Origin of the sequence: Lysobacter sp. H21R4, from assembly GCF_015277535.1 — a bacterium.
GTDB lineage: Bacteria > Pseudomonadota > Gammaproteobacteria > Xanthomonadales > Xanthomonadaceae > Novilysobacter > Novilysobacter ciconiae.
In genome coordinates this window covers 794,816-817,533 of the sequence record NZ_CP063772.1, presented here as the reverse complement: position 1 = coordinate 817,533, position 22,718 = coordinate 794,816, and the positions used below count along the sequence as shown (strand labels likewise).

The following is a 22,718-nucleotide window of genomic DNA, read 5'->3' as shown; positions in this document are numbered from 1 at the left end:
GACATGATCGTGTTCACCACCATCGACAGCCCCGTGGGGCCGCTACTGCTCGCAGCGGATGGGGACGGGCTGCGCCTGATCGAATTCAGCCAACCGCGCCATCCCGTGAAACGCAGCGCCGAATGGCGGGAGGGAACGCTCCCGGTCCTGGACGCGACCCGAACGCAACTGGACGAGTACTTTGCAGGTCGGCGCACGGGTTTCGACATGCCGCTATCCCCACAGGGAACCTTGTTCCAGCGCGATATCTGGACGGCATTGGCGCAGATTCCGTATGGGCAGACCATCAGCTACGGCGCGGTGGCGACACGCGCCGGCCACGCCGGTGCGATGCGTGCGGTTGGCGCTGCCGTGGGTCGCAACCCGGTCCCGATCGTGGTGCCCTGCCACCGCGTCATGGGCGCCGACGGCAGCATGACCGGCTTCTCCGGCGGTCTTCCGGTCAAGCGCCAGCTTCTCGTGCTGGAAGGCGCCCTGCCCGCATAAGTCTTGCCCGCATAAAAAAACCCAGGCGCGGGGCCACCGAGCCTGGGTCAAAGAGGGTTGTTGCCCCGATACCGCCTGAAGCCTTTGCGGTGGGTCCAAGCTACAGCGCGATAACGTAAGTCACTGTTAAGAAACGCGTTAATAAATCGCTATTACATTCCGCTCTGGTCCAGCGGACCTTCGGCCGGGATGATCTCGCGCAGATATTGCTTGCCGCCTTCTCGCGTCTTGCGGCGCTCGGCCAGGGTCATGCATTTGTTGATCGGCAGTTTGCTGCCCGTGGGACGCTCGCGCCGGCAGATCACCCGACTGTCTTCCTCAGCTTGAGCAAGGATTTGGTTGAGCTCTTCCTGCCGATTGAATACATCCACGCGGGGCAGAGGCGGCAGCGCGGCGATGGACCCGCTGCGATCGATGATCGCCTTGATCTCGGTCATCAACGTCAGCGCCCGGCTGCGCTGCTCGGGAGTGATTTCCTCATACGTGTTGCTGTTGTCGAGCTGATGGATGATCGCCTTTTCGTAAACACCGAAGTCCTCGATCGTCTCGATATCGAGCGGTTGCGGCGCGCTGAGGTCCGAGGCAAGCACGGGCGCGGCAAACAACGCGATCAGCAGCGGCAGCGCCAGGCGGGCGCCAAATGGAACCGGATTATTCATTGGTGGTTTCCCTGTTTGAGTTGCGCTGCCCACGGCTTGCGGTCGGCAACAGTTACCCAATGTTCATCAGATTCACTTGACGGTCAAGGGCTTGGCCACCCTGGTTTTTGCCTTTTGCGCCTGGTGCATGAGCGTTGCGTACCGGATGATCTCGGCCGCTACGTCCACGCCGCTCGCGCTCTCGATGCCCTCCAGGCCGGGCGAGGCGTTCACTTCCAGCACCAGGGGTCCGCGGTGGGAGCGGACAAGGTCGACGCCGGCGACGCCCAGCCCCAGCACCCGCGCCGCACGGACCGCAGCCTCCTGCTCGGCGCGGCTGGCCTTGGCGGACTCCGCGCTGCCACCGCGGTGCAGGTTGGAGCGGAAGTCCCCGATCGGTGCCTGCCGCTTCATCGCCGCGACCACCTTGTTGCCGACCACGAAACAGCGCAGGTCGGCGCCGTTGGCCTCCGGAATGAACTCCTGCACCAGGAACTGCGCATACAGGCCGCGCAGCGCCTCGATCACGCCGCGCGAGGCGGACAGCTTCTCGGTCAGCATCACCCCGGCGCCCTGGGTGCCTTCGTTGAGCTTGATCACGTGCGGCGGCGGTCCGAGCATTTCCAGCAGGTCGACGGTGTCGTCGGGGTTGTCGCCAAACACCGTTACCGGCATGCCGATGCCGCGCGCAGCCAGCATCTGGTGACTGCGCAGCTTGTCGCGCGCGCGCAGGATCGCATCGGAAGAGTTGATGCTGAGGGTGCCCATCAGCTCGAACTGGCGCAGCACCGCCGTGCCGTATCGGGTAACGGAGGTGCCTATACGGGGGATGACGACCTGGTAGCCGGAGATCGGCCGGCTCTTGTAGCGCATGGCAAAGCCGGTGCTGGAGATGTGCATGTAACAGCGCAGCGGATCCAGGGTGCGCACGGTGTGGCCTTGGGCACGCGCCGCCTCCACCAGCCGCCGGGTGGAATACAGCTTGGAGTTTCGGGTGAGGATGGCGAGTTTCATGGGTGGCGTGCCGGCAATGAAGTGCTGGAAGCGTCCGGTGCGAGAGAGACCCGGCGCCCGTGGAGGAACGACCGTGCCGGATCGACCGTGAAGACGCGGGCCATGGCGGTCCGACCCAGCAGCATCGGGAACAGCATGCGCCGGCGATCGGTCAGGTTGATGTCGATCTCGCGCTCGATGCCCCCCAGGCGCAGCGAGGTACGGATGAATGCACGGCGGGTGCGGTGGCCGCCAGAGTCGGTTACGTCGCGCTCGTCTGCCAGCACCGCCGCGACCTCGACCGCGCCGGAACCGTTGGCACCCGGCGTCACCCGGAAACCGACCCACGGTTGGCCGTTCTCGAAGAATCGCCACTGGGCATCAACGTGCAGCGCCGAGGTCCGCGCGCCGCTGTCCACCTTCGCCCGGATCCCGTCCAGGCCCAGGCCCGGCAGGTCCACCCATTCGCGCCAACCAAGCACCACCGGCAGTGTCATACCCGTTCTCCGCTCCAACGCCGACCCAGTTGACGATCCAATAAAAACGGCGGCCCCGTCCATCAGGACCGGGCCGCCGCGTATGTGGAGCGGGTGAAGGGAATCGAACCCTCGTCAGTTGCTTGGGAAGCAACAGCTCTACCATTGAGCTACACCCGCGTGCTGCAAAGTTTAATGCGTTTGCCGCCGCGCGGGGAGTCGCGGATCAGAAGTTTCCGCCGAGCGTCGCGAATACGGTGGTGTTGCTGCCACCGCTCTGGCCGGCGGTCAGGCTGGTGCCCAGGTTTGTCTCCAGGCCCATCAACCGCGTGCGTGCGCCCAGGGTAAGCGTGCCGTAGGTGTCGTCGAAGGCCACGCCGGGCACCGCAAAGGGTGCCGCGTTTGGCATCGACTGCAGGCGCGCAAAGGCTTCGCGCGGCACGTCCTCGAACTCGCGGTCCACGGTCAGCCGCGCATACGGCTGCAGCTGCTCGCTGGCGGCGTAGCGCATCTGCCAACCGGCGGTGCCGATCAACGAGTCGAACCTGTGCTCCGGGTAGGCCAGCGAAGTCGAGAGATCGGAATCGCTTTCGGCAAACCCGTCGATCTGGATCTTCTGTGCCAGCACGCCGACCACGGGGCCGTGACGCAGTGCGCCGTCGCCGAACTCGAAACCGGCGTTCAACCCCGCGGTGACATTGCTGCCGTCCACGTCCGCGCGATGGATACGGGTGGATCGGCCCAGGTTGACCTGTCGCTTGATATCCATGCCCAACTGGCTGTAGCTCAGCTGGCCGTTGACCCAGGCACCGGTCGGGGACGCCCAGCCAATGTAGCCGCCGAGGGTCGCTTCGCTCTGGTTGAAGCTGCCGCCGCTGCGGCCCCAGTCCTGGCTGGCCTTGCCGTAGCCGCCGAAGGCGCCCCACGTCATGCCGTTGCTGTGCCAGTCGATGCCGACCGTCAGCGCGGGAACGGCACCGTCGTACATGTCGCCATGGTCGTAGCGCTGGAAATCGCCGCGCACGTCCGCCCACCAGCGCTTGCCGTCGGTCATCGTGGTGCCGCTGGCCTGCGCCGCGACCCGGTCCGCCCGCGCGCGGCCCGTGACCGCCGCCGAGTGGGTCAACACCGCGATCTGACGCGGCGCGTCCAGGATCGATGTCGCGTAGTCGGCGATCACCTCGTGCGCCGCGCCGGAGGGATGCACGCCATCGGCGAAGGCGTAGCTGGTTGCCGCATCCGGCGTGACGTAGGTGCCCGGCTGGCAGGTCACCGACTGCGCCGTGATCTGCGGCTGGCAGGCGGTACCGGTGATGTTGGTGAAACCGAAGTCGGCCGGGTTGGCGGCCACTTCCTGGAACAGGTGGAACATGTCCAGTGGAATCACGCGCAGGCCGCTGGCGGCCAGGCCCCCATACAGGGCGTCGTTGTAGGCGCGCGCGAGCTGGGTCAACTGGCCCTGCGCCACCGGGCCCTGCGCCCGCGCCGACGGGGTCAGCCCCAGGTCGGGAATGCTCGGTACCAGCACGTAGCGGGCACCGGCGGCCTGCAACCCACCGATCGCGCCGACCTGCGCTGCGACCGCGGAACCGATCGTCGCCTGTACCGGTGCGCCCTGGGCGACGGCGAACAGGTCGTTGTTGCCGCCCCACACGGTGTACAGCGCGTTGGCATCCGCCACGCCGCCTGTGGCAGCCAGGTAGGTGTTCACCTGGGTGGTCATGGACGGAGTGAAACCCAGCGCGCCGACCGCATCCTGGCCGGATCGGGCGCCGCCCACGGCGTAGTTGCTGCCGCCCTGGTTGGCCGCGTTCGCGTCCGTGCCGTAGGTGTCGGCCAGGTACTCGGACCACACCAGCCACGGGTTGGTGGTGAACTTGCCGAGGATCCCCGCCTGCGGTCCCACCGCGCCCACCAGCACCGGCCGGAAGTGGCCGGAGTCGGTCAGGCTGTCGCCGAAAAAGATCGTCTGCGAATACGGCTGGGTGTAGTTCGCCGGCGCGGCGGACTGGGCGAGCGCGGGGGCGGCCGCCAGCGCGAGCGCAACGGCGAGAACGGAACGAAGGGGTTTCATCGGCAAGCTCCTGCAACGGATGATCGGAAGGATCCAGGGAGAGCGGCATCCCGTCACCACCCGCAAGTTGGACGGGTGGCGGCGATCTCCGCCGGGCCCGGCAAGGATACATCGGCCCACGCGGCGATCAGCGTTCAGCGCGATGCTGGCCACGCGCCCCCGCGCACACGACAATGCGCGGATGAAGATCACCTCCAGCGGCAAGCCCTTCACCGTCAGCGAGGGGCACCGTCAGATCCGCAGCTTCGTATTGCGCCAGGGACGGTTCACGCCGGCCCAGCAGCGCGCGTTCGACGAGCAATGGTCGCGCTTCGGAATCGACTACAGCGGCCAGCCGCGTGACTACGACGAGCTCTTCGGACGCAGTGCGCCGCGCGTGCTCGAGATCGGCTTCGGCAACGGCGAGGCGCTGCGCTTCGCGGCCGAGCACGACCCGGCACGCGACCTGATCGGCATTGAGGTGCATGCTCCGGGCGTCGGCCGGCTGTTGATTGCGCTCGCCGCCGCCGACGCGTCCAACGTGCGGCTTTACCACCATGATGCGGTCGAGGTGCTGACCCACGAGGTCGCCGACGGCAGCCTGGACGAGGTACGCATCTACTTCCCCGATCCATGGCACAAGAAGCGCCACAACAAGCGCCGCCTGCTGCAGGCCCCCTTCGCCGAACTGCTGGTGCGCAAGCTCGCGCCGGACGGGCGCTTGCACCTCGCCACGGATTGGCACGACTATGCCGAGCAGATGTGGGACGTGCTCGACGCCACCGCCGGCATCGCCAACCGCGCCGGCAAGCGTGGTTCGGTGGAGCGGCCACCGTGGCGCCCACAAACGCACTTCGAGACCCGCGGCCAGAAACTCGGCCACGGCGTCTGGGACCTCATTTACGATCGCTGCTGATGGATCGCTGACCCGACAGGCCAACCCCCAACGTGTTCGACCAGGGCATCGACAGCGCGCTGACACTCACCACCGACATGAAACTGGTGCTCGCGCTGGTGGTGTTCACCATGGTGATGTTTGTCTTCGAGCGCATCCGCGCCGACGTGGTCGCCCTGGTGGTGCTGGTGATGCTGGGCCTGTCGGGACTGGTCGCGCCGGAGGAGATCTTCAACGGCTTCTCGTCCAACGCGGTGATGAGCATCATCGCCACGATGATCCTGGGCGCCGGACTGGACCGCACCGGCGCGCTCAACCGCCTGGCGTCCTGGCTGCTGCGGCGCGCCCACGGCATGGAGGAGCGGTTGGTGATGCTGACCGGCGCCGTCGCCGGCATCAACTCCTCGGTGATGCAGAATCCGGCCGTGATGGCGCTCTATCTGCCGGTGGCCTCGCGGCTGTCCTCGCGCACCGGGCTCACGCTGCCGCGGCTGCTGCTGCCGCTGGCGACCGCCATCGTGATGGGCGGATCGCTGACCATGGTCGGTACCTCGCCGCTGATCCTGCTCAACGACCTGCTGCTGGCCGCCAACAGCAACCTGCCCTCGGGCGCGGCGACGCTGGTGCCGCTGCAGATGTTCGCCACCTTCCCGATCGGCGTGGCGATGCTCGCCGTGTGCCTGCTGTACTTCCGTTTCTACGGCAACAAGCGGCTGCACGAAGGCGGCGGCAAGGGCGCCACGCCGGCGCGTACCCAGAGCTATTTCGCCAACACCTACGGCATCGAGGGCGATGTCTATGAACTGACCGTCAGCGCGGACAGCCCGCTGGTCGGGATGCCGTTGGGCGAGGCGGAAAGCCTGCACGACGCGCCGCTGATCCTGGCCATCAAGACCCGCGACGACGCCCGGGTGTCGCCGTCCGCGGATGCACGCATCTGGGTGGGCAGCGTGCTCGGCGCGATGGGTCCGAAGCAGCAGGTTGCCGACTTTGCCCAGAACCAGATGCTGCGGATGAGCTCGCGGCTGCGCGTGTTCGGCGACCTGTTCAATCCAAGCCGCGCCGGCATCTCCGAGGCGGTGGTGCCGCCAACCTCGAAGTTCATCGGCAAGACCGCGCGCGACCTGCACCTGCGCAAATCCCTCGGCCTGAGCCTGCTGGCGGTGAACCGTGACAAGAAGGTGCTGCGCGACGACGTCCGCAACCTGCCGCTGCGCGCCGGCGACATGCTGGTGCTGCACAGCATCTGGACCAACCTGGCCGACGCCGCGAGGGGCAAGGACATCGTGGTCGTGACCGACTACCCCAAGGGCGAGCAGCGCCCGCACAAGCTCAAGATCGCGCTGGGCATCTTTGCGGTGGCGATGTTGCTGGCGCTGTCATCGCGGCTGCCGGTGTCGGTGGCCCTGATGACCGGCGTGGCCGGCATGCTGCTGGCCGGGGTGATCCACATCGACGAGGCCTACGCGGCGATCAGCTGGAAAACCGTGTTCCTGATGGCCTGCCTGATTCCGCTAGGCTGGGCGATGGACTCCAGCGGCGCGGCCGCCTGGGTCGCCGGCCACAGCATCGAACGGCTGCCCGACGGCACCCCGACCTGGGTCCTGCAATTGCTGCTGGGCCTGCTGACGACGGCGTTCTCGCTGGTCATCGGCCATGTCGGGGCGGCGATCGTGATGGTGCCGCTGGGCATCAACCTGGCACTGGCGGCGGGCGGCAACCCGACCGCGTTCGCGCTGATCATCGCGTTGTCGGCGTCCAACAACTTCATGACCGCCTCCAACCCGGTGATCTCGATGGTCACCGGTCCGGCGGGCTACACCAGCAAGGAACTGTGGCGGGTCGGCGGTCCCCTGTCGCTGATCTACACGATGATCGCGGTGCTGATGGTCAACCTGCTGTTCTGAGCCAGACCGCGCCGTCGCGCACTTCCACCTCGACGCTGCGCAGGGACTCGCCGCGGCACGGGCCGGCCACGCACTCGCCGCTCTGCAGCTCGAAGCTGGCGCCATGGGCGGCGCATACCAGCATGCCGTCCTTGCTCTTGAGGAACTCCCCGGGCGCCCAGTTCAACTGGCGGCCGGCGTGCGGGCAGACGTTGACCCAGGCGCGCACGTCGTTGCCGTCGCGGTACAGCACCAGCGGCTCCATGTCGCCGTGCAGGTCGGCGGCTGCGTCCGCGAAGCCCCCGTCGGGGATACGGTCCAGGTGGATCAGTGCAGCGTTGGTCATTCGTCTGGCCCTGTCTATGCGAAGCCGGCGGACACCGTCCTGATTAACGAAGCCGTGACAAACCCGGCGATCCCAACTGGGATAATCAGGGGTCCCGCCCACGGCCGCATTGTGCCACGATCCCCCAGATGACCACTCAAAGCTTCCGTTTCAACCCGCAGTTCTTCCAGTCCCGCATGCGTGCCGCCTTCGAGCCGCGCACGCCGCGAAACGGCGTCCTGCGTTTCCTGATGAGGGCGCTGGGGCTCGGCGTCCTGGTGGCGCTGGTGGTGCTCGGCGCCGTTGTCGGTGTCACCCTGCTCGCCGTCGGGACGGTGTATCGCCTGCTGCGCGGGCGTGGTCCTGCGGTCATCAACACCGGCCCGCGCGCCGACCCGAACGTCATGGAAGGCGAGTTCCGCGTCGTCGACAAAACCCCGCTCCCGCGCTGACCATGGTTGACGTCATACCGCCGCAGCCGCCGGTCCGCGTCCGCGTGGGCACTACGGGTGATACGTTCTTCCCGGTTCGACGTATCTATTGCGTGGGACGCAACTTTGCCGACCATGCCCGGGAGATGGGCGCGGACGCCCCCTCGTCAGCCGCCGATCGCGGGCGACCGGTGCTGTTCTGCAAGCCGGCCGACGCGCTGGTTACCGATGGCGTGGTGCCCTACCCGCGTGGCACCTCCGAGCTGCATCACGAACTGGAGCTGGTCGTCGCCATCGGCCAGGACGCACCGCCGGGGATTGTTGACGTAGCGGATGCGCAATCGCTGGTGTTCGGCTACGCCGTCGGTCTGGACCTGACACGCCGCGACCTGCAGGCGGAGGCCAAGGCGAAAGGCCTGCCTTGGGATACCGGCAAGGCGTTCGACAGCTCCGCGCCGATCAGCCACCTCGTCCCCGCGGCCGAGGTTGCGGACCTGGACGCCAAGACCCTGACCCTGACGGTGAACGACTCGGTTCGCCAGCACGGTGCGCTGGTGGATCTGATCTGGGACGTGCCGGAGATCCTGCACGAGCTCTCGCGCCTGTTCGCTCTGCGCGCGGGCGACCTGGTGTACATGGGCACCCCTGCCGGCGTGGGGCCGCTGCAACCCGGCGACCGCTTCGTTGCCAGCCTGGACGGCGTGGTCGAGCTCACTGGCCAGGTGAGCGTCGGCGATTTGGGTCTATAGTCGACCCATTCCACCCTTCGATCAGGAGCAGCCGATGGGCATGATCAGCGAGTTCAAGGAATTCATCGCCCGGGGCAATGTGGTCGACTTGGCGATCGCGGTCGTGATCGGCGCGGCCTTCGGCAAGATCGTCACCGCGCTGGTCGACGGCATCATCATGCCGGTTGTCGGAATGGCGATGGGCGGAGTCGATTTCTCGCAGCTGTTCGTATCGCTGGACGGCAACGATTACGCCAACCTCGCCCTGGCCCAGGAGGCCGCGGCTCCAGTCATCACCTACGGCGCCTTCATCCAGACGATCATCGATTTCCTGCTGATTGCGCTGGTGATCTTCCTGATGCTGCGCGGCTACAACAGGCTGCGCCACGCCGCGCCGCCCGCTGAAGAAGCCGCTGCGGAGCCGAGCGAGGAAGTGGTCCTGCTGCGCGAGATCCGCGATTCGCTCAGGCGCTGATTTGACCTCAGCGGCCTGCGGCCGGCCGCGTGACTTGCGGCACAAAGCATTCAAGCCACGCGCTGCTAAGCTCGTGGCTTCCTTGTTTTCCGGACTTACGCATGCGCATGATGCCGTTGCTGCTCACCCTGGCCATCGGTTCACTGACCGGCGTGACCGCCGCCCAGGACGCTCCGCAGACGGTTATCCCGGAGACCGCCCTCAGCGCTGCACCCGCGTTGCGGCAGACGGCCCTGGACAGCGAGCTCGGCTTCCGCATCACCGAATCACTGACGACCGAGGTCGGTCCCCGCCTGGCCGGCAGTGAAGCGGACGCGCGCGCGGTGGCCTGGGCGAAAGCGAAATTCGCCGAACTGGGCTATGACAGGGTCTGGACCGAGCCGGTCACCTTCCCCAAATGGGAACGACGCAGCGAAAGCGCGCGCGTGGTCGGCCCCAATGCGCAGCCGCTGGTGCTCACCGCGCTTGGCGGCAGCCCGGGTGGCACCGTCGAAGCCCAGGTGGTGCGCTTTGACGAGCTGGCGGCGTTGGAAGCCGTCAAACCCGGCTCGCTCGCCGGCAAGATCGCGTTCATCGACCAGACGATGGAGCGCAGCCGGGACGGCAGCGGTTACGGCATCGGTTCGCGCGTGCGCAGCCGCGGTCCGTCGGCCGCAATCCGCGCCGGGGCATCGGCCTACCTGATGCGCTCGGCAGGCACGGATTCCCAGCGCATGCCGCACACCGGCATCACCCGTTTCGACGAAGGCCTGACGCCTATTCCGTCCGCCGCGCTGTCGCTGCCCGACGCCGACCAGCTCAGCCGCCTGCTGGCACTCGGCCAGCCCATCACCGTCAAGGTCGCACTCGACTGCGGCTGGAACGGCGAGGCCACCTCACACAACGTGATCGGGGAGATGACCGGCAGCAGCCTGCCCGATGAAGTGGTGCTGATCGGGGGCCATCTGGACTCGTGGGACGCGGGCACCGGCGCGATCGACGACGCGTCCGGCGTTGGCATCACCATGGCCGCCGGCAAGCTGATCGGCGACCTGAAGCAGCGCCCTGCGCGGAGCATCCGGGTGATCGCCTTTGCCAACGAAGAACAGGGACTGCACGGCGGCTACGCCTATGCAAAGGCGCACGCCGACAGGATCGCCAACCACCTGATCGCGGCCGAAAGCGATTTCGGCGCCGGCCGCATCTATGCATTCGACACCTCGGCTCCCGCCCATGCGAAGGCGGCCGCCGCCCAGATCGCCAAGGCGCTCGCGCCGCTGGGGATCGAATACAAGCCTGGCGAGGGCGGCCCGGGTCCGGACATCAGCCCGTTTGCACGCGACGGCGTGGCGTGGGCCAACCTGATGCAGGACGGCACTGACTACTTCGACTACCACCACACGCCCAACGACACCCTCGACAAGATCGACCCCGAAGCTCTGGCGCAGAACGTCGCCGCGTATGCGGTGTTCGCCTACCTGGCCGCCTCGGCCGAGGGCGACTTCGGCAGCGCGGCGAAGGCGGCGGACAGCGAAGACTAGAAAGACATGTTCAGCCGTTACGATGACTTCGGCTATGTCTCACTGGACCCGGTCACCGGGATCCATCGTCTGGGTGGCAATGGCCCCAGCCTGACCACGGCATTGGCGGCCGCCAGCGCGACCCGGCGCCGGGTCGCGCTGCTGCACATCGATGTCGACATGTTGCGGTCGATCAACGCCAACATGGGCGACGACGTCGGCGACAAGGTCCTCTCCGCGGCGGCGCAGCGGCTGCGCAAGATCATTCCCCAGGATGGCTGGATCTGGCGCCTGGGCAGCGACGAGTTCATTGCGGCGATCGGCTACCGCGAGGGCGAACTCGACGGCAGCGGACTTGCCGACCGGATCCGCGACGACTTCCGCGTCCCGCTTTCCATTCCGCCGTACACGCTGTCGATCACATTCTCGATCGGCGTGGCGATTTTTCCGGACCACGCCGGCAATGCCGCTGCGCTGCTGGCCAGTGCCGAACAGGCACTGCTGCGGGTGAAGGAAGAGGGACTCGACAACGTCGGCTTGTATACGCACGCGCCACCCGCTCGCGCCGATCCCACCGATGGCTTTGCCGAGCGCTTCGTGGAAGCGATGGAGAGCGACCAGCTGCGACTGTTCTATCAGCCGCTGATCAGCGCCGACGACGGCGGATTGTGCGGCTTCAGCGCATTGCTGCGCTGGCAGACGCCCGACCAGGGAACGCTGCTTCCGCATCCGTTCCTGGAAATGGTGGAACGCGTCGGCCTGTCGGCCAAGCTGGGCTGGTGGTCGGTGGAGGCGGCGGCGCACCAGCTGGCCCAGTGGCGGCTGCAGGGCCTGGATTACCTGAACGTTTCGGTCCAGGTCACCGAGCAGTTGCTGGCAGAGCGCGATTGCGTGGACCGGATCGGAGAACTGATTTACCGCCACGGATTGCCGGCCAAGGCGCTCGAGCTGGAAATCCCGGAAAGCGCGATGGCACTCGACGTGCGTGAGGTCGCCACCAACCTGGCCAGCCTGCGCGAGCTGGGCGCGACGCTGACCGTGCGCGACTTCGGGCTGGGCGGCTTGAGTCTCTCCTCGCTGGCGCAATACCCACTGGACCGCCTCAAGATCGACCGCAGCTTCATCCGCAACGTCGCCATCGACGCGCGCAGTGCAGCCGTCGTGCGCGGCATCATCGCGATGGGTCACAGCCTGGGCATGAAGGTCACCGCCAAGGGCGTGGAAAGCGAATCGGAACTGGGCTTCCTGCGGCGCAACCACTGTGATTTCTTCCAGGGCTACCTGTTTGGCATGCCGGCGCCGGCCGATGATCTGTACGACCTTATCCGGCGAAGGTTCCCCCGCCCGGGTGCATTCGCCACCACCCGGCCGGAGCGCACCCTGCTCCTGCTCGACGATGAAGAGAACGTGCTGCGGTCACTGGTTCGCCTGTTCCGCAGGGACGGCTACCGCATCCTGACGGCCAACGGCGTTCGCGAAGCCTTCGACCTGCTCGCAAGCAATCCGGTGCAGGTCATCCTGTCCGATCAGCGCATGCCCGACATGAGCGGGACCGAGTTCCTGACGCGGGTGCGCGAGCTCTATCCCGACACGGTCCGCCTGGTGCTGTCGGGGTACACCGACCTGGCCGCGATCACCGATGCGATCAACCGCGGCTCGATCTACCGTTTTCTCACCAAGCCCTGGAACGACGAGGAATTGCGCGGCCACATCCAGGCGGCGTTTCGCGCGCACGAGGAAAAATCCCGCGATGTGATCCGCTAGCCTTCCGTGACCGGCTGGTTGACCGGCAGCACGACGCGGAACGTGCTTCCCGTGCCCAGGCGGCTGGACACCTCGATGCGACCGTGGTGCTTGGCCATGATGCTGTAGCACAGTGCCAGCCCCAGCCCGGTTCCGTGCCCGATGGGCTTGGTGGTATAGAACGGCTCGAAGATGCGCTGGAGCACCTCTCGCGGCATCCCGCACCCGCTGTCGCTGATGCTGATCCACGCCTCGCCGTCATCGGCGCCGGTCGCCAGGGCGATCGTGCCCCGATCTTGGATGGACTGGCCCGCGTTGATGAGCAGGTTCATCAGCACCTGGTTGATCTCCGAGGCGTGGCATTCCACCAGTGGCAGTGCGCTGTAGTGCTTTTCCACGCGCACTTTGTACTTGAGATCGTTCCAGACGATATTGAGCGTGGACTCCAGACCCTTTTCCAGATCCGACGGCCGCATGGGCTCGTCGGGCCCGATGCGCGAGAAATCCTTGAGGTCCTGGACAATCTTTGTCACGCGTTCGATGCCTTCGCGTGACTCCTCCAGCAACTGCGGCAGATCGCCGGTGATGAAGTCGATATCGAGGCGCTCGCGCTTGGCGTCCAGCGCGGCCCGGGTGACACTGTCCCCGCTACCCGCCACCGTGTCGGCATAGTCGGCCATCATGGCGAACAGCGCGCTGACGTAATCCTGCAGCGTGGCGAGGTTGGACTGGATGTAGCCGACGGGGTTGTTGATCTCGTGTGCCACGCCCGCGGCAAGCTGGCCGATGGAAGCCATCTTCTCCGACTGCAGCAGCTGTTGCTGGGTGCCGGCGAGCCGTTGATAGGTGGATTCCAGCTCGTCGTGCCGGCACTGCAACTCCCTCTCGCGCGTTGACCGGGAAGTGACATCGGCAAACGTCGCAAACCGCTCGCGCCCGCCGCCCGGGGCTGCGAACAACTTGATCTCCACCACCGCCGACGTCGGATCAGCGACGACCTCGCCGAGCCAGCGACCGTCCTTTGCGGCGGTTTCCCACGCCCCTTCGGGGATCAGGTTGAGCAGCCGCTCCATCGCCAGCGGTTCGCCCGGCGGCACTTCCGGCTGCAATTGGCTTGCGAGATGCTGCGCCGCAGGGTTGGCGTAAAAGCCGGTCGAGCCGGCTTCGAAAAGAACGAACGCGCTATCGGTCAGGGAGAGCACTGCGAGCAGGTCGCGGCTCCATTGATGTTCGCCGCGGGCTTGCGCTTCGTGGTTCATCCGACTCCGAGAATGCGCACCTGTGGGCGGGTGCTGGACTGTCCTCCCGCATCGTACACGCCTGCCGATTCGACGCGGCCCAGATGCCTGAGCGCCCAGCTGACCTCGCGCCGGCGCCGCGTCAGCAACACGCTGTTGGCGCGGTTGAAGTCGGCCAATGCGAGCACGCGCGCGGACATCCCATCGTTCAGTTGGCGCGACTCGAGCTGGCGCAGAGCCACAAGCTTGGCCTGCGTGGAACCCAGCAGAGCGTCGACGTCGTGGTCCAGGAGCGCCTGCCGCTCCTCATCAAGCGCCTGCTCCAGCGCGTCCAGCGAGGACACCAGTGAAGGCTCCAGCGCCGGCATGTTCATTTCTGCAGGGCTTCCTCGAAGGCCAGCATGCGATCGGCGATCTTGTGCGCATCGATCCGGTAGCTGCCGTCGGCAATGGCCGCCCGCACTTCATTGACCCGGGCGACGTCAATGCCCGGCGGTGCGGTTCCCAATGAGCGCTCCAGTGCCTGCAGTCCGGCCGCCTCGCCGGTCAATCGCAGACTGTCGGGGGCTGCGGCAGCCGCCACCGGTTCGGATCGGTCTCCGCCCGCGCGAATACGCGCGGCTGTCGGCGAGGCCCGGTCCGTCGCGTGGGCTGACGGCGGCGTACTCCCGCTTATATGGTTGGACATCACGCGCTCCTGATTGCTCGGTCACTCTCGGTTACGGCCCGTGCGAGGGGAACTTTAGGGCGGAAGGCGGTCGCGTTCAGCTTCCGACTTCCACCGTCCCCTCTCCGATCAAGCGACCGCGCACTATACGCCTGGAGCCCAGGTTCTCCACCGATACCGTGTCGCCGGATGCTGCGCGGCCGAGGGAGCGGCCCGCCATCCGCACCTCGATTCCACCGGCGCGCGATACCAGGATTACCGGATCGCCGCGTTGCAACAAGGGCCCCGTCGAGAGAACGTTATCGCCAAGCGCGGCGCCCGACGCCAGTCCCTGCGTTGCGGTCATGCCGATCACGGTGGACGGCTCGGCATAGGCGGCACCGCCGTGGACTCTTTGCCGGCGCACCTCGACGTCGTCGGCAGTGATCGTCGTTCCCGCGGAGACGGGCCGGGTAAGCACGACGACCTGGGCTTCGCGCACCACCCTGACCGGCACAAAGAGCCTCCAGCCGGGTGCGTCCGTGCAACGCACCTCGACCGTTCGTGGTCCCGTCGGCGTGGTCTGCAGGGGGGCGGCGCACGTTTGCAGGCGCAGCGCGGAGTCGACCATGGCGCGGGAGCGTGTGCCCGACAAGCCCAGGGCCTCCAGCGCCGCGTCGCGGATGACCTGTACGTCCACGACTTCTGTGGCCGCACGCGCCGCCGAGGCACTGCCCAACACGATGAGGGTTATCAGGATCAGCAATAGGACGCGCACGTTGCTCCTCACGGCAGTGGCTGGATCGACACGGCAGGCGCAGCGGAATGCTGGTCTGCACGCGTCGCATGGTTAAGAGAAGCAATTCGCATGCCACCCGCTGCCGTGTCAGCCACGAGCACTGGCACTCGATGCCCAAGTCAGGGCTCAAGATTTGGCCAAGAGCGCCGAAAACGGTGCATGACCCATCAATTACTGGACCGGATCGACCAACGCACGCGTCTGGCGGGACACAACCGGCTTGCCCTGTTGCTGTTCCGGCTGGGACCGCGTCAGCTTTTTGGCGTCAACGTCTTCAAGGTCCAGGAAGTCATCCCCCGCCCGCCCCTGTTTACCTTGCCGCAGTTGCCGGCCGCCTTCAGCGGGGCGGCCGACATCCGCGGCCGCACGGTGCCGGTGCTGGACCTGGCGCGGGCCATTGGCCATGACACGGAGGGCACCGCGGACCCGGGGTATCTGGTGGTTACCGAATTCAATCGCAGCGTGCAGGGCTTCCTGGTGGCGGGGGTCGACCGCATCGTCAACATCGCGGTGGAGGACATCCAGCCGCCGCCCGATATGGGTGGCGAGGGCAATTACCTGACCGGTGTGACCCGGCACCAGGGAGAGTTGATCCAGCTGATCGACGTGGAAAGTGTGCTCGCCGAGTCGTCGCCGCGCAAAAGCGATGTCGGCAGCATCGTGCCCCTGCAGCCGGCTGCCGGCTCGCCGCAGGAAGTGCTGGTCGTCGACGACTCCCGGGTTGCGCGCAACCAGATCCGCTCGGTCCTGGAGCAGCTTGGCTTGCCTGCGACCTTGCTTTCCGACGGCCGCCAGGCACTGGAGCATCTGCAGCAACTGGCCGAGAGTGGCCAAGCGCCGCACCTGCGTTACGCGATGGTGATCTCCGATATCGAGATGCCCGCGATGGACGGCTACACGCTGACGACGGAAATCCGGCGCGACCCGATGCTGCGTGGACTGTACGTCCTGCTGCATACCTCGCTGTCGGGGGTATTCAACCACGCGATGGTCGAGCGCGTGGGCGCGGACGATTTCGTGCCCAAATACTCCGAGAGCGAACTGGCCCAACGCATCGTCGAGCGCATGAACACCCTGCAAAGGGACAACTGACGCCTCTCGGGGAGGCTTGTGGCACGCGCCTTGCTTGAGTCCGGGTGAACCCGCACTCCGGAAGCCGCAATGTCTGATTTCCTTGGTATCCACGGCACCGCACTCGCCCTGCGGGAGCAACGCCTGCAGTTGCTCGCCTCCAACATTGCCAACGCGGACACGCCCGGGTTCAAAGCCCAGGACATGGACTTCAGCCGCGCGCTGAGTGCGGCATTGCAACCCGGTGTGGGGGCAGGCGACCCCATCGCCCAGGCGGCGCAGGGCGCCCGGTACGCGCCTGCATCCAGCCAGCCCAACATGGACGGAAACACGGTGGACGGTGAGCGCGCCAAGGCGGCTTTCGCCCAGGCGTCGCTGGAATACCGGGCGTCGTTGTCCTTCGTCGAGTCCAAGGTGCGCGGGATGTTGACCGCGATCACCGGGCAATAAGGGGCAATCGTCATGGGCAACCTTCCAATATTCGACGTCGCCGGCTCGGCGATGAACGCGCAGTCGGTGCGTTTGAGCACCGTGGCCAGCAACCTGGCCAATGCGGACTCGGTGTCGGGCGACCCGGATGCGGTGTACCGCCCGCTGCATCCGGTGTTTTCCTCCGAAGCGGTCGCCGGCAAGCCCGAACTGGCCGGCGTGCAGGTCAAGGATGTCACCCGGTCCGACGCCGCGCCGATCCGTCGCTACGACCCGGGGCATCCGCTGGCGGATGAGGGCGGCTACGTCTATGCGCCCGACATCGATCCGGTCGCCCAGATGGTCGACATGATCTCCGCTTCCCGCAGCTACCAGGCCAACGTGGAGGTGTTCAACACCGCCAAGGAACTGGCCATGGCGACTTTGAACCTGGGCAAGTAGCCCACCCCGCACTGAAGAGACGACGCCATGACCAGCATCCCCGCCACCGGCAAAGAGAACCCTTACGGCTCGCTCGGTTTGGCGCCACAGGCCAAGGACCGCAGCACCTCGCTGGGCCAGGCCGACTTCCTGCGCCTGATGACCGAGCAGCTCAAGAACCAGGACCCGCTCAAGCCGCTGGACAACAACCAGTTCCTCGGCCAGCTGGCGCAGTTTTCCACCGTGCAGGGCATCGACGACATGCAGTCGGCGATGGGCTCGATGGCCAGCGTGATGGAGTCCGATCAGACGCTGCGAGCAGCCAGCCTGGTCGGGCGCGAGGCGCTGGTCGCGGCTGACACGGTTCAGCTGGCGGCCGGGGCAGCCACCCGAGGGGAGATCGTCGCGACCTCTGCGGGGACCATCCAGATCGAGATCCTCGACAGCGCCGGCGCGATCGTGCGCCGCACCAGTGTCGAGGCCGGCGCGGCGGGCAACGTCCCGTGGCATTGGGACGGCCGCAACGATGACGGCGAGCCCATCGCGGCGGGCACGTACTCCATGCGCGCGACCGCCGGCACCGGTAAGGACGCGCAATCGCTCGACCTGCGCCTGGCCGCGAAGGTCGACAGCGTTTCCATCGAGCCGACCGGGCTCGTCCTCAACCTTTCGGGTCTGGGCAGCCACGCGCTGTCCTCGATCCGTCGTGTCGGCTGACCGCCGCCTCCCACCGCCCCTCCAGGAGAACACCGCATGAGTTTCCGCATCTCGCTCAGTGGCATGAACGCGGCCACGTCCGACCTCAACGTCACCTCCAACAACATCGCCAACTCCAACACCGTCGGCTTCAAGCAATCGCGGGCCGAATTCGCCGATGTGTTTCCCGTTTCCGCCTACGGCCTGTCGCGCAACGCCATCGGCGCCGGCGTCAAACTGGCCCAGGTCGCCCAGCAGTTCGACCAGGGCAACGTCGAGTTCAGCGGCAAGGCGCTCGACCTGGCGATCAGCGGCCAGGGCTTTTTCACGATGTCCAACAACGGCGCCACCGTGTACTCGCGCGCCGGCAACTTCGGTGCCGACAGCGATGGTTTCGTGGTCAATCCGGCCGGCCACCGCCTGCAGGTATTCCCGCCCAGCGCCAGCGGTACGGGCTTTGATACCGGAAAGCTGGGCGACCTGCAGCTGGCGGTCGGCGATGCGCCTCCCCAGGCGACCGGCAGGGTCGACATCGGCACCAACCTCTCGGCCGAGGCCAAGCCGCCGGCGGTCACGCCGTTCGACGCCAATGACCCGGAGAGCTACACCCACACCACGTCGCTGACAGTCTACGACTCGCTGGGTGCGGCACATACGCAATCGATGCATTTCGTGAAGACCGCCAACCCCAACGAGTGGCAGATCCACACCTCCATCGACGGCACCGTGGCCGGCGCGCCGACGACCCTGCAGTACTCCGACACCGGTGCGCTGCTCTCGCCCACTCCGGGCCGCTTTCCGATGCCTGCCCACGATCCGGGCAACGGCGCCGCGCCGATGGCCGTCGCCCTGGACCTTGGCAACTCCACCCAGTACGGCAACAAGTTCGGGGTATCGGCGCTGGTCCAGGACGGCCACGCCACCGGCCGCCTGACCGGCATCGAAGTGTCGGCCGAAGGCATCGTCAACGCCCGCTACACCAACGGCGTATCGACTCCGCTGGGCCAGGTGGCCATGACCAACTTCGCCAACCCGCAGGGCCTGCAGTCGCTGGGCGACAACGCCTGGGCGGAGACCGCCGAATCGGGCGATCCGCGCGTGGGTACCGCCGGCTCGTCGGCGTTCGGGATGGTCCAGGGCGGCGCGCTGGAAGCGTCCAACGTCGACCTGACCGAGCAGCTGGTCAACATGATCACCGCGCAGCGCAATTTCCAGGCCAACGCGCAGATGATCTCCACTCAGGACCAGATCACCCAGACCGTGATCAACATCCGCTGATGGCCGGTAGCCGGAAGCTCGCGCGATGATCGACAAGGCCATGTACGTGGCGATGACCGGCGCCAGCGCCACCCTGCGCGCGCAGGGCGCGGTCTCGCACAACCTCGCCAACGCCAACACGGTCGGGTTCCAGGCCACGCTGGCCGGCACCGTGGCCCGTCCGGTGGAGGGCGAGGGACACGGCTCCCGAATCGCGGCGACCTACAGCACGCTGGGCGTCAGCGACACCGCCGGTGCCATCAACGCCACCGGCAACGCGCTGGACGTGGCGATGAACGGGGATCGCTGGCTGGCCGTGCAATCGCCCGGCGGACAGGTGGCCTACACCCGCGCCGGCAACCTGCAACTCAGCCAGAACGGCCTGCTGACCACCGCGGCCGGCCTGTCGGTGCTCGACCAGAACGGCGCGCCGATCGCGATCCCGCCGCACGAGTCGATGCTGATCGGCAACGACGGCACGATTTCCGTGGTTCCGCTGGGCCAACCCGCCAACACCATGGCCGAAGTCGGGCGCCTGCAGATCGCAGCCGCACGCACCGCGGACCTGGAGCGCGGCGATGACGGCCTGATGCACCTGCCCACCGGCAGCGAGCCGCTGCCACCGGCGGCCGGCGCCGTGCTGACCTCGGGCGCGCTGGAACAAAGCAACGTCGACAGCACGTCGATGCTCGTTTCCATGATCCAGCTTTCGCGCCAGTTCGAGATGCAGGTACGCGTCTTGCAGAGTGGCGATGACAACGCCAAGGCCAGCAACTCGCTGCTCTCGGCACGCTGATTTTATTTCGACCCGCTCGGCTGACGCAGCCGATCCACCCCATTATCCGCGGAGGATTTCCCCATGACCCAGGCACTCTGGATCGCCAAGACCGGCCTCGACGCGCAGCAGACGCGCATGGCGGTGATCTCCAACAACCTCGCCAACACCAACACCACGGGCTTCAAGCGCGACCGCGCCAGCTTCGAGGACCTGCTGTACCAGAACGTCCGCCAGGCTGGCGGTGCGTCGTCCGAGCAGACCCAGTTGCCGACCGGCCTGTCGACCGGCACCGGCGTGCGCGTGGCCGCGACCGACAAGCAGTTCACCCAGGGCAACCTGTCGCAGACCGGCAATGCACTGGATGTCGCGATCAACGGTCGCGGGTTCTTCGAGGTGCTGATGCCCGACGGCAGTCCCGCCTACACGCGCGACGGCAGTTTCCAGATCAACTCGCAGGGCGAGCTGGTCACCAATGCCGGCTATCCGGTGCAGCCTGGCCTGCAACTTCCGGAAGGGGCGCAGAGCGTGACCATCGCCGGTGACGGCACCATCACCGTGCAGATCGCCGGGCAGCCCGAGGGCGTGCAGGTCGGCGCGCTGATTGTTTCCGACTTCATCAACCCCGCTGGCCTGCAGGCCAAGGGCGGCAACCTGTACGTGGAAACCGGCGCCAGTGGTCCCGCCCAGCAGGGTGCGCCGGGCGAAAACGGCGCCGGCCTGCTGGTGCAGGGCGCGCTGGAAGGCAGCAACGTCAACGTGGTCGAGGAGCTGGTGTCGATGATCGAGACCCAGCGCGCCTATGAGACCAATGCCAAGGCGATTTCCACCACCGACCAGATGCTCGGCTTCCTCAACCAGAACCTGTGACGGACATGAACACTCACTCCTTCACCGCGGCGATCGGCGCGTTGTCGCTGCTGCTCCTGGCCGGCTGCGCAAGCATCGTCGGCGACGTGCGGCCGTTCGCAGATGTCGCGCCGCTGGCTCCGCTGGACGCCGCCCACGTGCAGACGGCCGCTGTGCCGACGCCCGGCGCGGCGGGCTACGAACAGCAGGGCAGCGGCTCGATCTACGGCAGCCAGGTCGGCGGCGGTGGCCATCGCTTGCGGCTGTTCCAGGACAACAAGGCGCGCGAGGTCGGCGACCTGTTGACGGTCGTCCTGGTCGAACGGACGTCCTCCACCTCGCGGGCAAAAACGGCCGTATCCAAGAAGTCCGGCCTCAGCATGGGCGCGCCGGTCATCGCCGGGGTGCCGGTCAGCTACAAGGGCAATGCGATCCTGCAGGCGGAGATCGATGCGGGCCGGGACTTCAGCGGCTCCGGCGATTCCACCCAGAGCAACCGCCTGGACGGCGAGGTCACCGTCAGCGTGGTCAAGGACCTGGGCAACGGCAACCTGCTGGTCAGCGGGCAGAAGCAGGTGCGCCTGAACCAGGGCGACGAGCTGGTCCAGGTTCAAGGGATCGTGCGCACGGCCGATATCGGACCCGACAACCGCATTACGTCCGATCGGGTCGGCAACGCGCAGATCGTCTACGGCGGGCGCGGCACGTTGGCGCGCTCCAATGCGATGGGCTGGCTTGGCCGGTTCTTCAATTCCGCTGCCTTCCCGTACTGAGGAGCACGACATGCGTGCATCAACCCGCCTTCGCTCCATCGCCGTTACCGCGGTGCTCGCGCTGTTCATCGCCGGACCGGCGAGCGCGGAGCGCATCAAGGACCTCGCCCAGGTGGCCGGGGTTCGCGGCAATGCGCTGGTCGGCTACGGCCTGGTGGTCGGCCTGGACGGCAGCGGCGACCGCACCAGCCAGACCCAGTTCACCGTGCAGAGCCTGAAGACCATGCTCGACCAGCTCGGCGTGACCCTGCCGCCCGGCGTGAACCCGCAGCTCAAGAACGTCGCGGCGGTGGCGATCCACGCCGAGTTGCCGCCCTACGCCAAGCCCGGCCAGTCCATCGACGTCACCGTGTCCTCGATCGGCAACGCCGGCTCGCTGCGCGGGGGCAGCCTGTTGATGGCGCCGCTCAAGGGCGCCGATGGCCAGGTGTACGCGATCGCCCAAGGCAGCCTGATGGTCAGCGGTTTTGGCGCATCCGGCCGCGACGGTTCACGGATTTCGGTCAACGCGCCCAATGGGGGGCGCATCCCCAACGGCGCGACGGTCGAGCGCGCCGTCGCCGGGGGCGCGTCCGCCTCCGACACCATCACCCTGAACTTGCACGAGTTCGACTTCACCACGGCCTCGCGCATCGTCACCGCGGTCAACAATGCGTTCGGCCCGGGACTTGCGCGGGCGGTGGATGGGGTGACCATCGAGATCGCCGCGCCCGGCAACGACCGGATCGGCTTCCTCGCCCAGCTGGAGGCACTGGACATCAGTCCGGGCGCGTCGGCGGCCAAGGTCATCGTCAATGCGCGCACCGGGACGGTGGTCATGGGCGGGCACGTCAGCGTGGCGCCGGCCGCCGTCTCGCACGGCTCGCTGACGGTATCGATCATGGAAAGCGCGCAGATCAGCCAGCCGGCGCCGTTCGGCAACGGCGTTACCGCGGTCGTGCCCCAGTCCACCATCGAGATCAGCGAAGAAGGCAACCGCATGTTCCTGCTGGAAGGCAAATCCCTGCAGGCGATCGTGAACGCGGTGAACGCGGTCGGCGCGGCTCCCGGCGATATCGTCGCGATCCTGGAGGCGCTCAAACGGGTTGGCGCACTGCGCGCCGAGCTGGAGGTGATCTGATGACCCGCTTCGATACC

General features: G+C 67.0%; 26 protein-coding genes and 1 tRNA gene. 17 read left to right on the top strand and 10 right to left on the bottom strand.

Going from position 1 to position 22,718, the window contains the following annotated elements:
* Positions 1-3: 3 nt before the first annotated feature.
* Positions 4-486 carry a methylated-DNA--[protein]-cysteine S-methyltransferase gene (locus tag INQ40_RS03705; RefSeq protein ID WP_194341895.1) on the top strand — a complete coding sequence of 161 codons (483 nt, stop codon included), beginning with the start codon at positions 4-6 and terminating at the stop codon, positions 484-486.
* A gap of 152 nt (positions 487-638) precedes the next feature.
* Here INQ40_RS03705 and INQ40_RS03700 read toward each other — a convergent pair whose 3' ends face one another.
* The 5 genes from INQ40_RS03700 to INQ40_RS03680 all read right to left on the bottom strand — a co-directional run bounded on the left by INQ40_RS03700 (position 639) and on the right by INQ40_RS03680 (position 4,667).
* A complete protein-coding gene (locus INQ40_RS03700) occupies positions 639-1,178 on the bottom strand; it encodes a hypothetical protein (protein ID WP_194341893.1) in 540 nt (179 codons plus the stop codon).
* A 39-nt stretch (positions 1,179-1,217) separates the two neighbouring features.
* Positions 1,218-2,138 (bottom strand): 30S ribosomal protein S6--L-glutamate ligase, encoded by a 921-nt coding sequence (gene rimK / locus INQ40_RS03695; protein WP_193986316.1) that lies wholly within the window; start codon positions 2,136-2,138, stop codon positions 1,218-1,220.
* The gene (locus INQ40_RS03690; protein WP_193986314.1) at positions 2,135-2,614 is read right to left on the bottom strand and encodes a RimK/LysX family protein; all 480 of its coding nucleotides are present in this window, start codon (positions 2,612-2,614) and stop codon (positions 2,135-2,137) included. Before INQ40_RS03690 ends, rimK begins: the two co-directional genes overlap by 4 nt.
* A gap of 85 nt (positions 2,615-2,699) precedes the next feature.
* A tRNA-Gly gene (locus INQ40_RS03685) sits at positions 2,700-2,773 on the bottom strand.
* Positions 2,774-2,819: 46 nt separating this feature from the next.
* Positions 2,820-4,667 carry an autotransporter domain-containing protein gene (locus tag INQ40_RS03680; RefSeq protein WP_194341891.1) on the bottom strand — a complete coding sequence of 616 codons (1,848 nt, stop codon included), beginning with the start codon at positions 4,665-4,667 and terminating at the stop codon, positions 2,820-2,822.
* 181 nt (positions 4,668-4,848) lie between these two features.
* Here INQ40_RS03680 and trmB point away from each other — a divergent pair, with 181 nt between their 5' ends.
* Positions 4,849-5,562: a tRNA (guanosine(46)-N7)-methyltransferase TrmB gene (gene trmB, locus INQ40_RS03675; RefSeq protein ID WP_194341889.1), complete on the top strand. Its 714-nt coding sequence runs from the start codon at positions 4,849-4,851 to the stop codon at positions 5,560-5,562.
* Between the two features lie 47 nt (positions 5,563-5,609).
* Positions 5,610-7,448, top strand: a complete 1,839-nt coding sequence (locus INQ40_RS03670) for an SLC13 family permease (RefSeq protein ID WP_193987199.1) — start codon at positions 5,610-5,612, stop codon at positions 7,446-7,448.
* On the opposite strand, the gene INQ40_RS03665 is transcribed toward INQ40_RS03670, so the two are convergent.
* Positions 7,432-7,773 carry a Rieske (2Fe-2S) protein gene (locus INQ40_RS03665; protein WP_194341887.1) on the bottom strand — a complete coding sequence of 114 codons (342 nt, stop codon included), beginning with the start codon at positions 7,771-7,773 and terminating at the stop codon, positions 7,432-7,434. The two genes, INQ40_RS03670 and INQ40_RS03665, sit on opposite strands and share 17 nt — an antisense overlap.
* Positions 7,774-7,901: 128 nt before the next feature.
* Between INQ40_RS03665 and INQ40_RS03660 the strand changes: the two genes are divergently transcribed.
* From INQ40_RS03660 to INQ40_RS03640, 5 genes are all read left to right on the top strand, one after another.
* Positions 7,902-8,204, top strand: a complete 303-nt coding sequence (locus tag INQ40_RS03660; protein WP_194341885.1) for a hypothetical protein — start codon at positions 7,902-7,904, stop codon at positions 8,202-8,204.
* A gap of 2 nt (positions 8,205-8,206) precedes the next feature.
* Positions 8,207-8,932 carry a fumarylacetoacetate hydrolase family protein gene (locus tag INQ40_RS03655; RefSeq protein WP_194341883.1) on the top strand — a complete coding sequence of 242 codons (726 nt, stop codon included), beginning with the start codon at positions 8,207-8,209 and terminating at the stop codon, positions 8,930-8,932.
* A gap of 34 nt (positions 8,933-8,966) precedes the next feature.
* Positions 8,967-9,386: a large conductance mechanosensitive channel protein MscL gene (gene mscL / locus INQ40_RS03650; protein WP_228482104.1), complete on the top strand. Its 420-nt coding sequence runs from the start codon at positions 8,967-8,969 to the stop codon at positions 9,384-9,386.
* Positions 9,387-9,487: 101 nt separating this feature from the next.
* Complete coding sequence (locus INQ40_RS03645; protein ID WP_194341881.1) at positions 9,488-10,906, top strand: M28 family peptidase; 1,419 nt, start codon at positions 9,488-9,490, stop codon at positions 10,904-10,906.
* A 6-nt stretch (positions 10,907-10,912) separates the two neighbouring features.
* Positions 10,913-12,649, top strand: coding sequence for an EAL domain-containing protein (locus tag INQ40_RS03640; protein WP_193986294.1), 1,737 nt, complete (start codon positions 10,913-10,915; stop codon positions 12,647-12,649).
* Here INQ40_RS03640 and INQ40_RS03635 read toward each other — a convergent pair.
* From INQ40_RS03635 to flgA, 4 genes are all read right to left on the bottom strand, one after another.
* Positions 12,646-13,887, bottom strand: a complete 1,242-nt coding sequence (locus tag INQ40_RS03635; RefSeq protein ID WP_228482103.1) for an ATP-binding protein — start codon at positions 13,885-13,887, stop codon at positions 12,646-12,648. The two genes, INQ40_RS03640 and INQ40_RS03635, sit on opposite strands and share 4 nt — an antisense overlap.
* Complete coding sequence (locus INQ40_RS03630) at positions 13,884-14,240, bottom strand: flagellar protein FlgN (protein WP_194341879.1); 357 nt, start codon at positions 14,238-14,240, stop codon at positions 13,884-13,886. Before INQ40_RS03630 ends, INQ40_RS03635 begins: the two co-directional genes overlap by 4 nt.
* Complete coding sequence (gene flgM, locus INQ40_RS03625; protein WP_193986290.1) at positions 14,237-14,554, bottom strand: flagellar biosynthesis anti-sigma factor FlgM; 318 nt, start codon at positions 14,552-14,554, stop codon at positions 14,237-14,239. Before flgM ends, INQ40_RS03630 begins: the two co-directional genes overlap by 4 nt.
* A 76-nt stretch (positions 14,555-14,630) precedes the next feature.
* On the bottom strand, positions 14,631-15,290 hold the full coding sequence (flgA, locus tag INQ40_RS03620) for a flagellar basal body P-ring formation chaperone FlgA (protein WP_194341877.1): 660 nt from the start codon (positions 15,288-15,290) through the stop codon (positions 14,631-14,633).
* A 180-nt stretch (positions 15,291-15,470) separates the two neighbouring features.
* Here flgA and INQ40_RS03615 point away from each other — a divergent pair, with 180 nt between their 5' ends.
* From INQ40_RS03615 to INQ40_RS03575, 9 genes are all read left to right on the top strand, one after another.
* Entirely contained in the window at positions 15,471-16,403 is a 933-nt protein-coding gene (locus INQ40_RS03615; protein ID WP_194341875.1) for a chemotaxis protein, read from the top strand.
* Between the two features lie 69 nt (positions 16,404-16,472).
* Positions 16,473-16,832: a flagellar basal body rod protein FlgB gene (flgB, locus tag INQ40_RS03610; RefSeq protein ID WP_194341873.1), complete on the top strand. Its 360-nt coding sequence runs from the start codon at positions 16,473-16,475 to the stop codon at positions 16,830-16,832.
* A 12-nt stretch (positions 16,833-16,844) separates the two neighbouring features.
* A complete protein-coding gene (flgC, locus tag INQ40_RS03605; RefSeq protein WP_193986283.1) occupies positions 16,845-17,252 on the top strand; it encodes a flagellar basal body rod protein FlgC in 408 nt (135 codons plus the stop codon).
* A 27-nt stretch (positions 17,253-17,279) separates the two neighbouring features.
* On the top strand, positions 17,280-17,948 hold the full coding sequence (locus tag INQ40_RS03600) for a flagellar hook capping FlgD N-terminal domain-containing protein (RefSeq protein ID WP_194341871.1): 669 nt from the start codon (positions 17,280-17,282) through the stop codon (positions 17,946-17,948).
* A 36-nt stretch (positions 17,949-17,984) separates the two neighbouring features.
* A complete protein-coding gene (gene flgE / locus INQ40_RS03595) occupies positions 17,985-19,205 on the top strand; it encodes a flagellar hook protein FlgE (RefSeq protein ID WP_194341869.1) in 1,221 nt (406 codons plus the stop codon).
* Between the two features lie 28 nt (positions 19,206-19,233).
* The gene (locus INQ40_RS03590) at positions 19,234-19,980 is read left to right on the top strand and encodes a flagellar basal body rod protein FlgF (RefSeq protein WP_194342401.1); all 747 of its coding nucleotides are present in this window, start codon (positions 19,234-19,236) and stop codon (positions 19,978-19,980) included.
* 63 nt (positions 19,981-20,043) lie between these two features.
* Positions 20,044-20,829, top strand: a complete 786-nt coding sequence (flgG, locus tag INQ40_RS03585; RefSeq protein WP_193986277.1) for a flagellar basal-body rod protein FlgG — start codon at positions 20,044-20,046, stop codon at positions 20,827-20,829.
* A gap of 5 nt (positions 20,830-20,834) precedes the next feature.
* A complete protein-coding gene (locus tag INQ40_RS03580) occupies positions 20,835-21,581 on the top strand; it encodes a flagellar basal body L-ring protein FlgH (protein ID WP_194341867.1) in 747 nt (248 codons plus the stop codon).
* Between the two features lie 10 nt (positions 21,582-21,591).
* On the top strand, positions 21,592-22,701 hold the full coding sequence (locus tag INQ40_RS03575; RefSeq protein ID WP_194341865.1) for a flagellar basal body P-ring protein FlgI: 1,110 nt from the start codon (positions 21,592-21,594) through the stop codon (positions 22,699-22,701).
* Positions 22,702-22,718 lie beyond the last annotated feature (17 nt).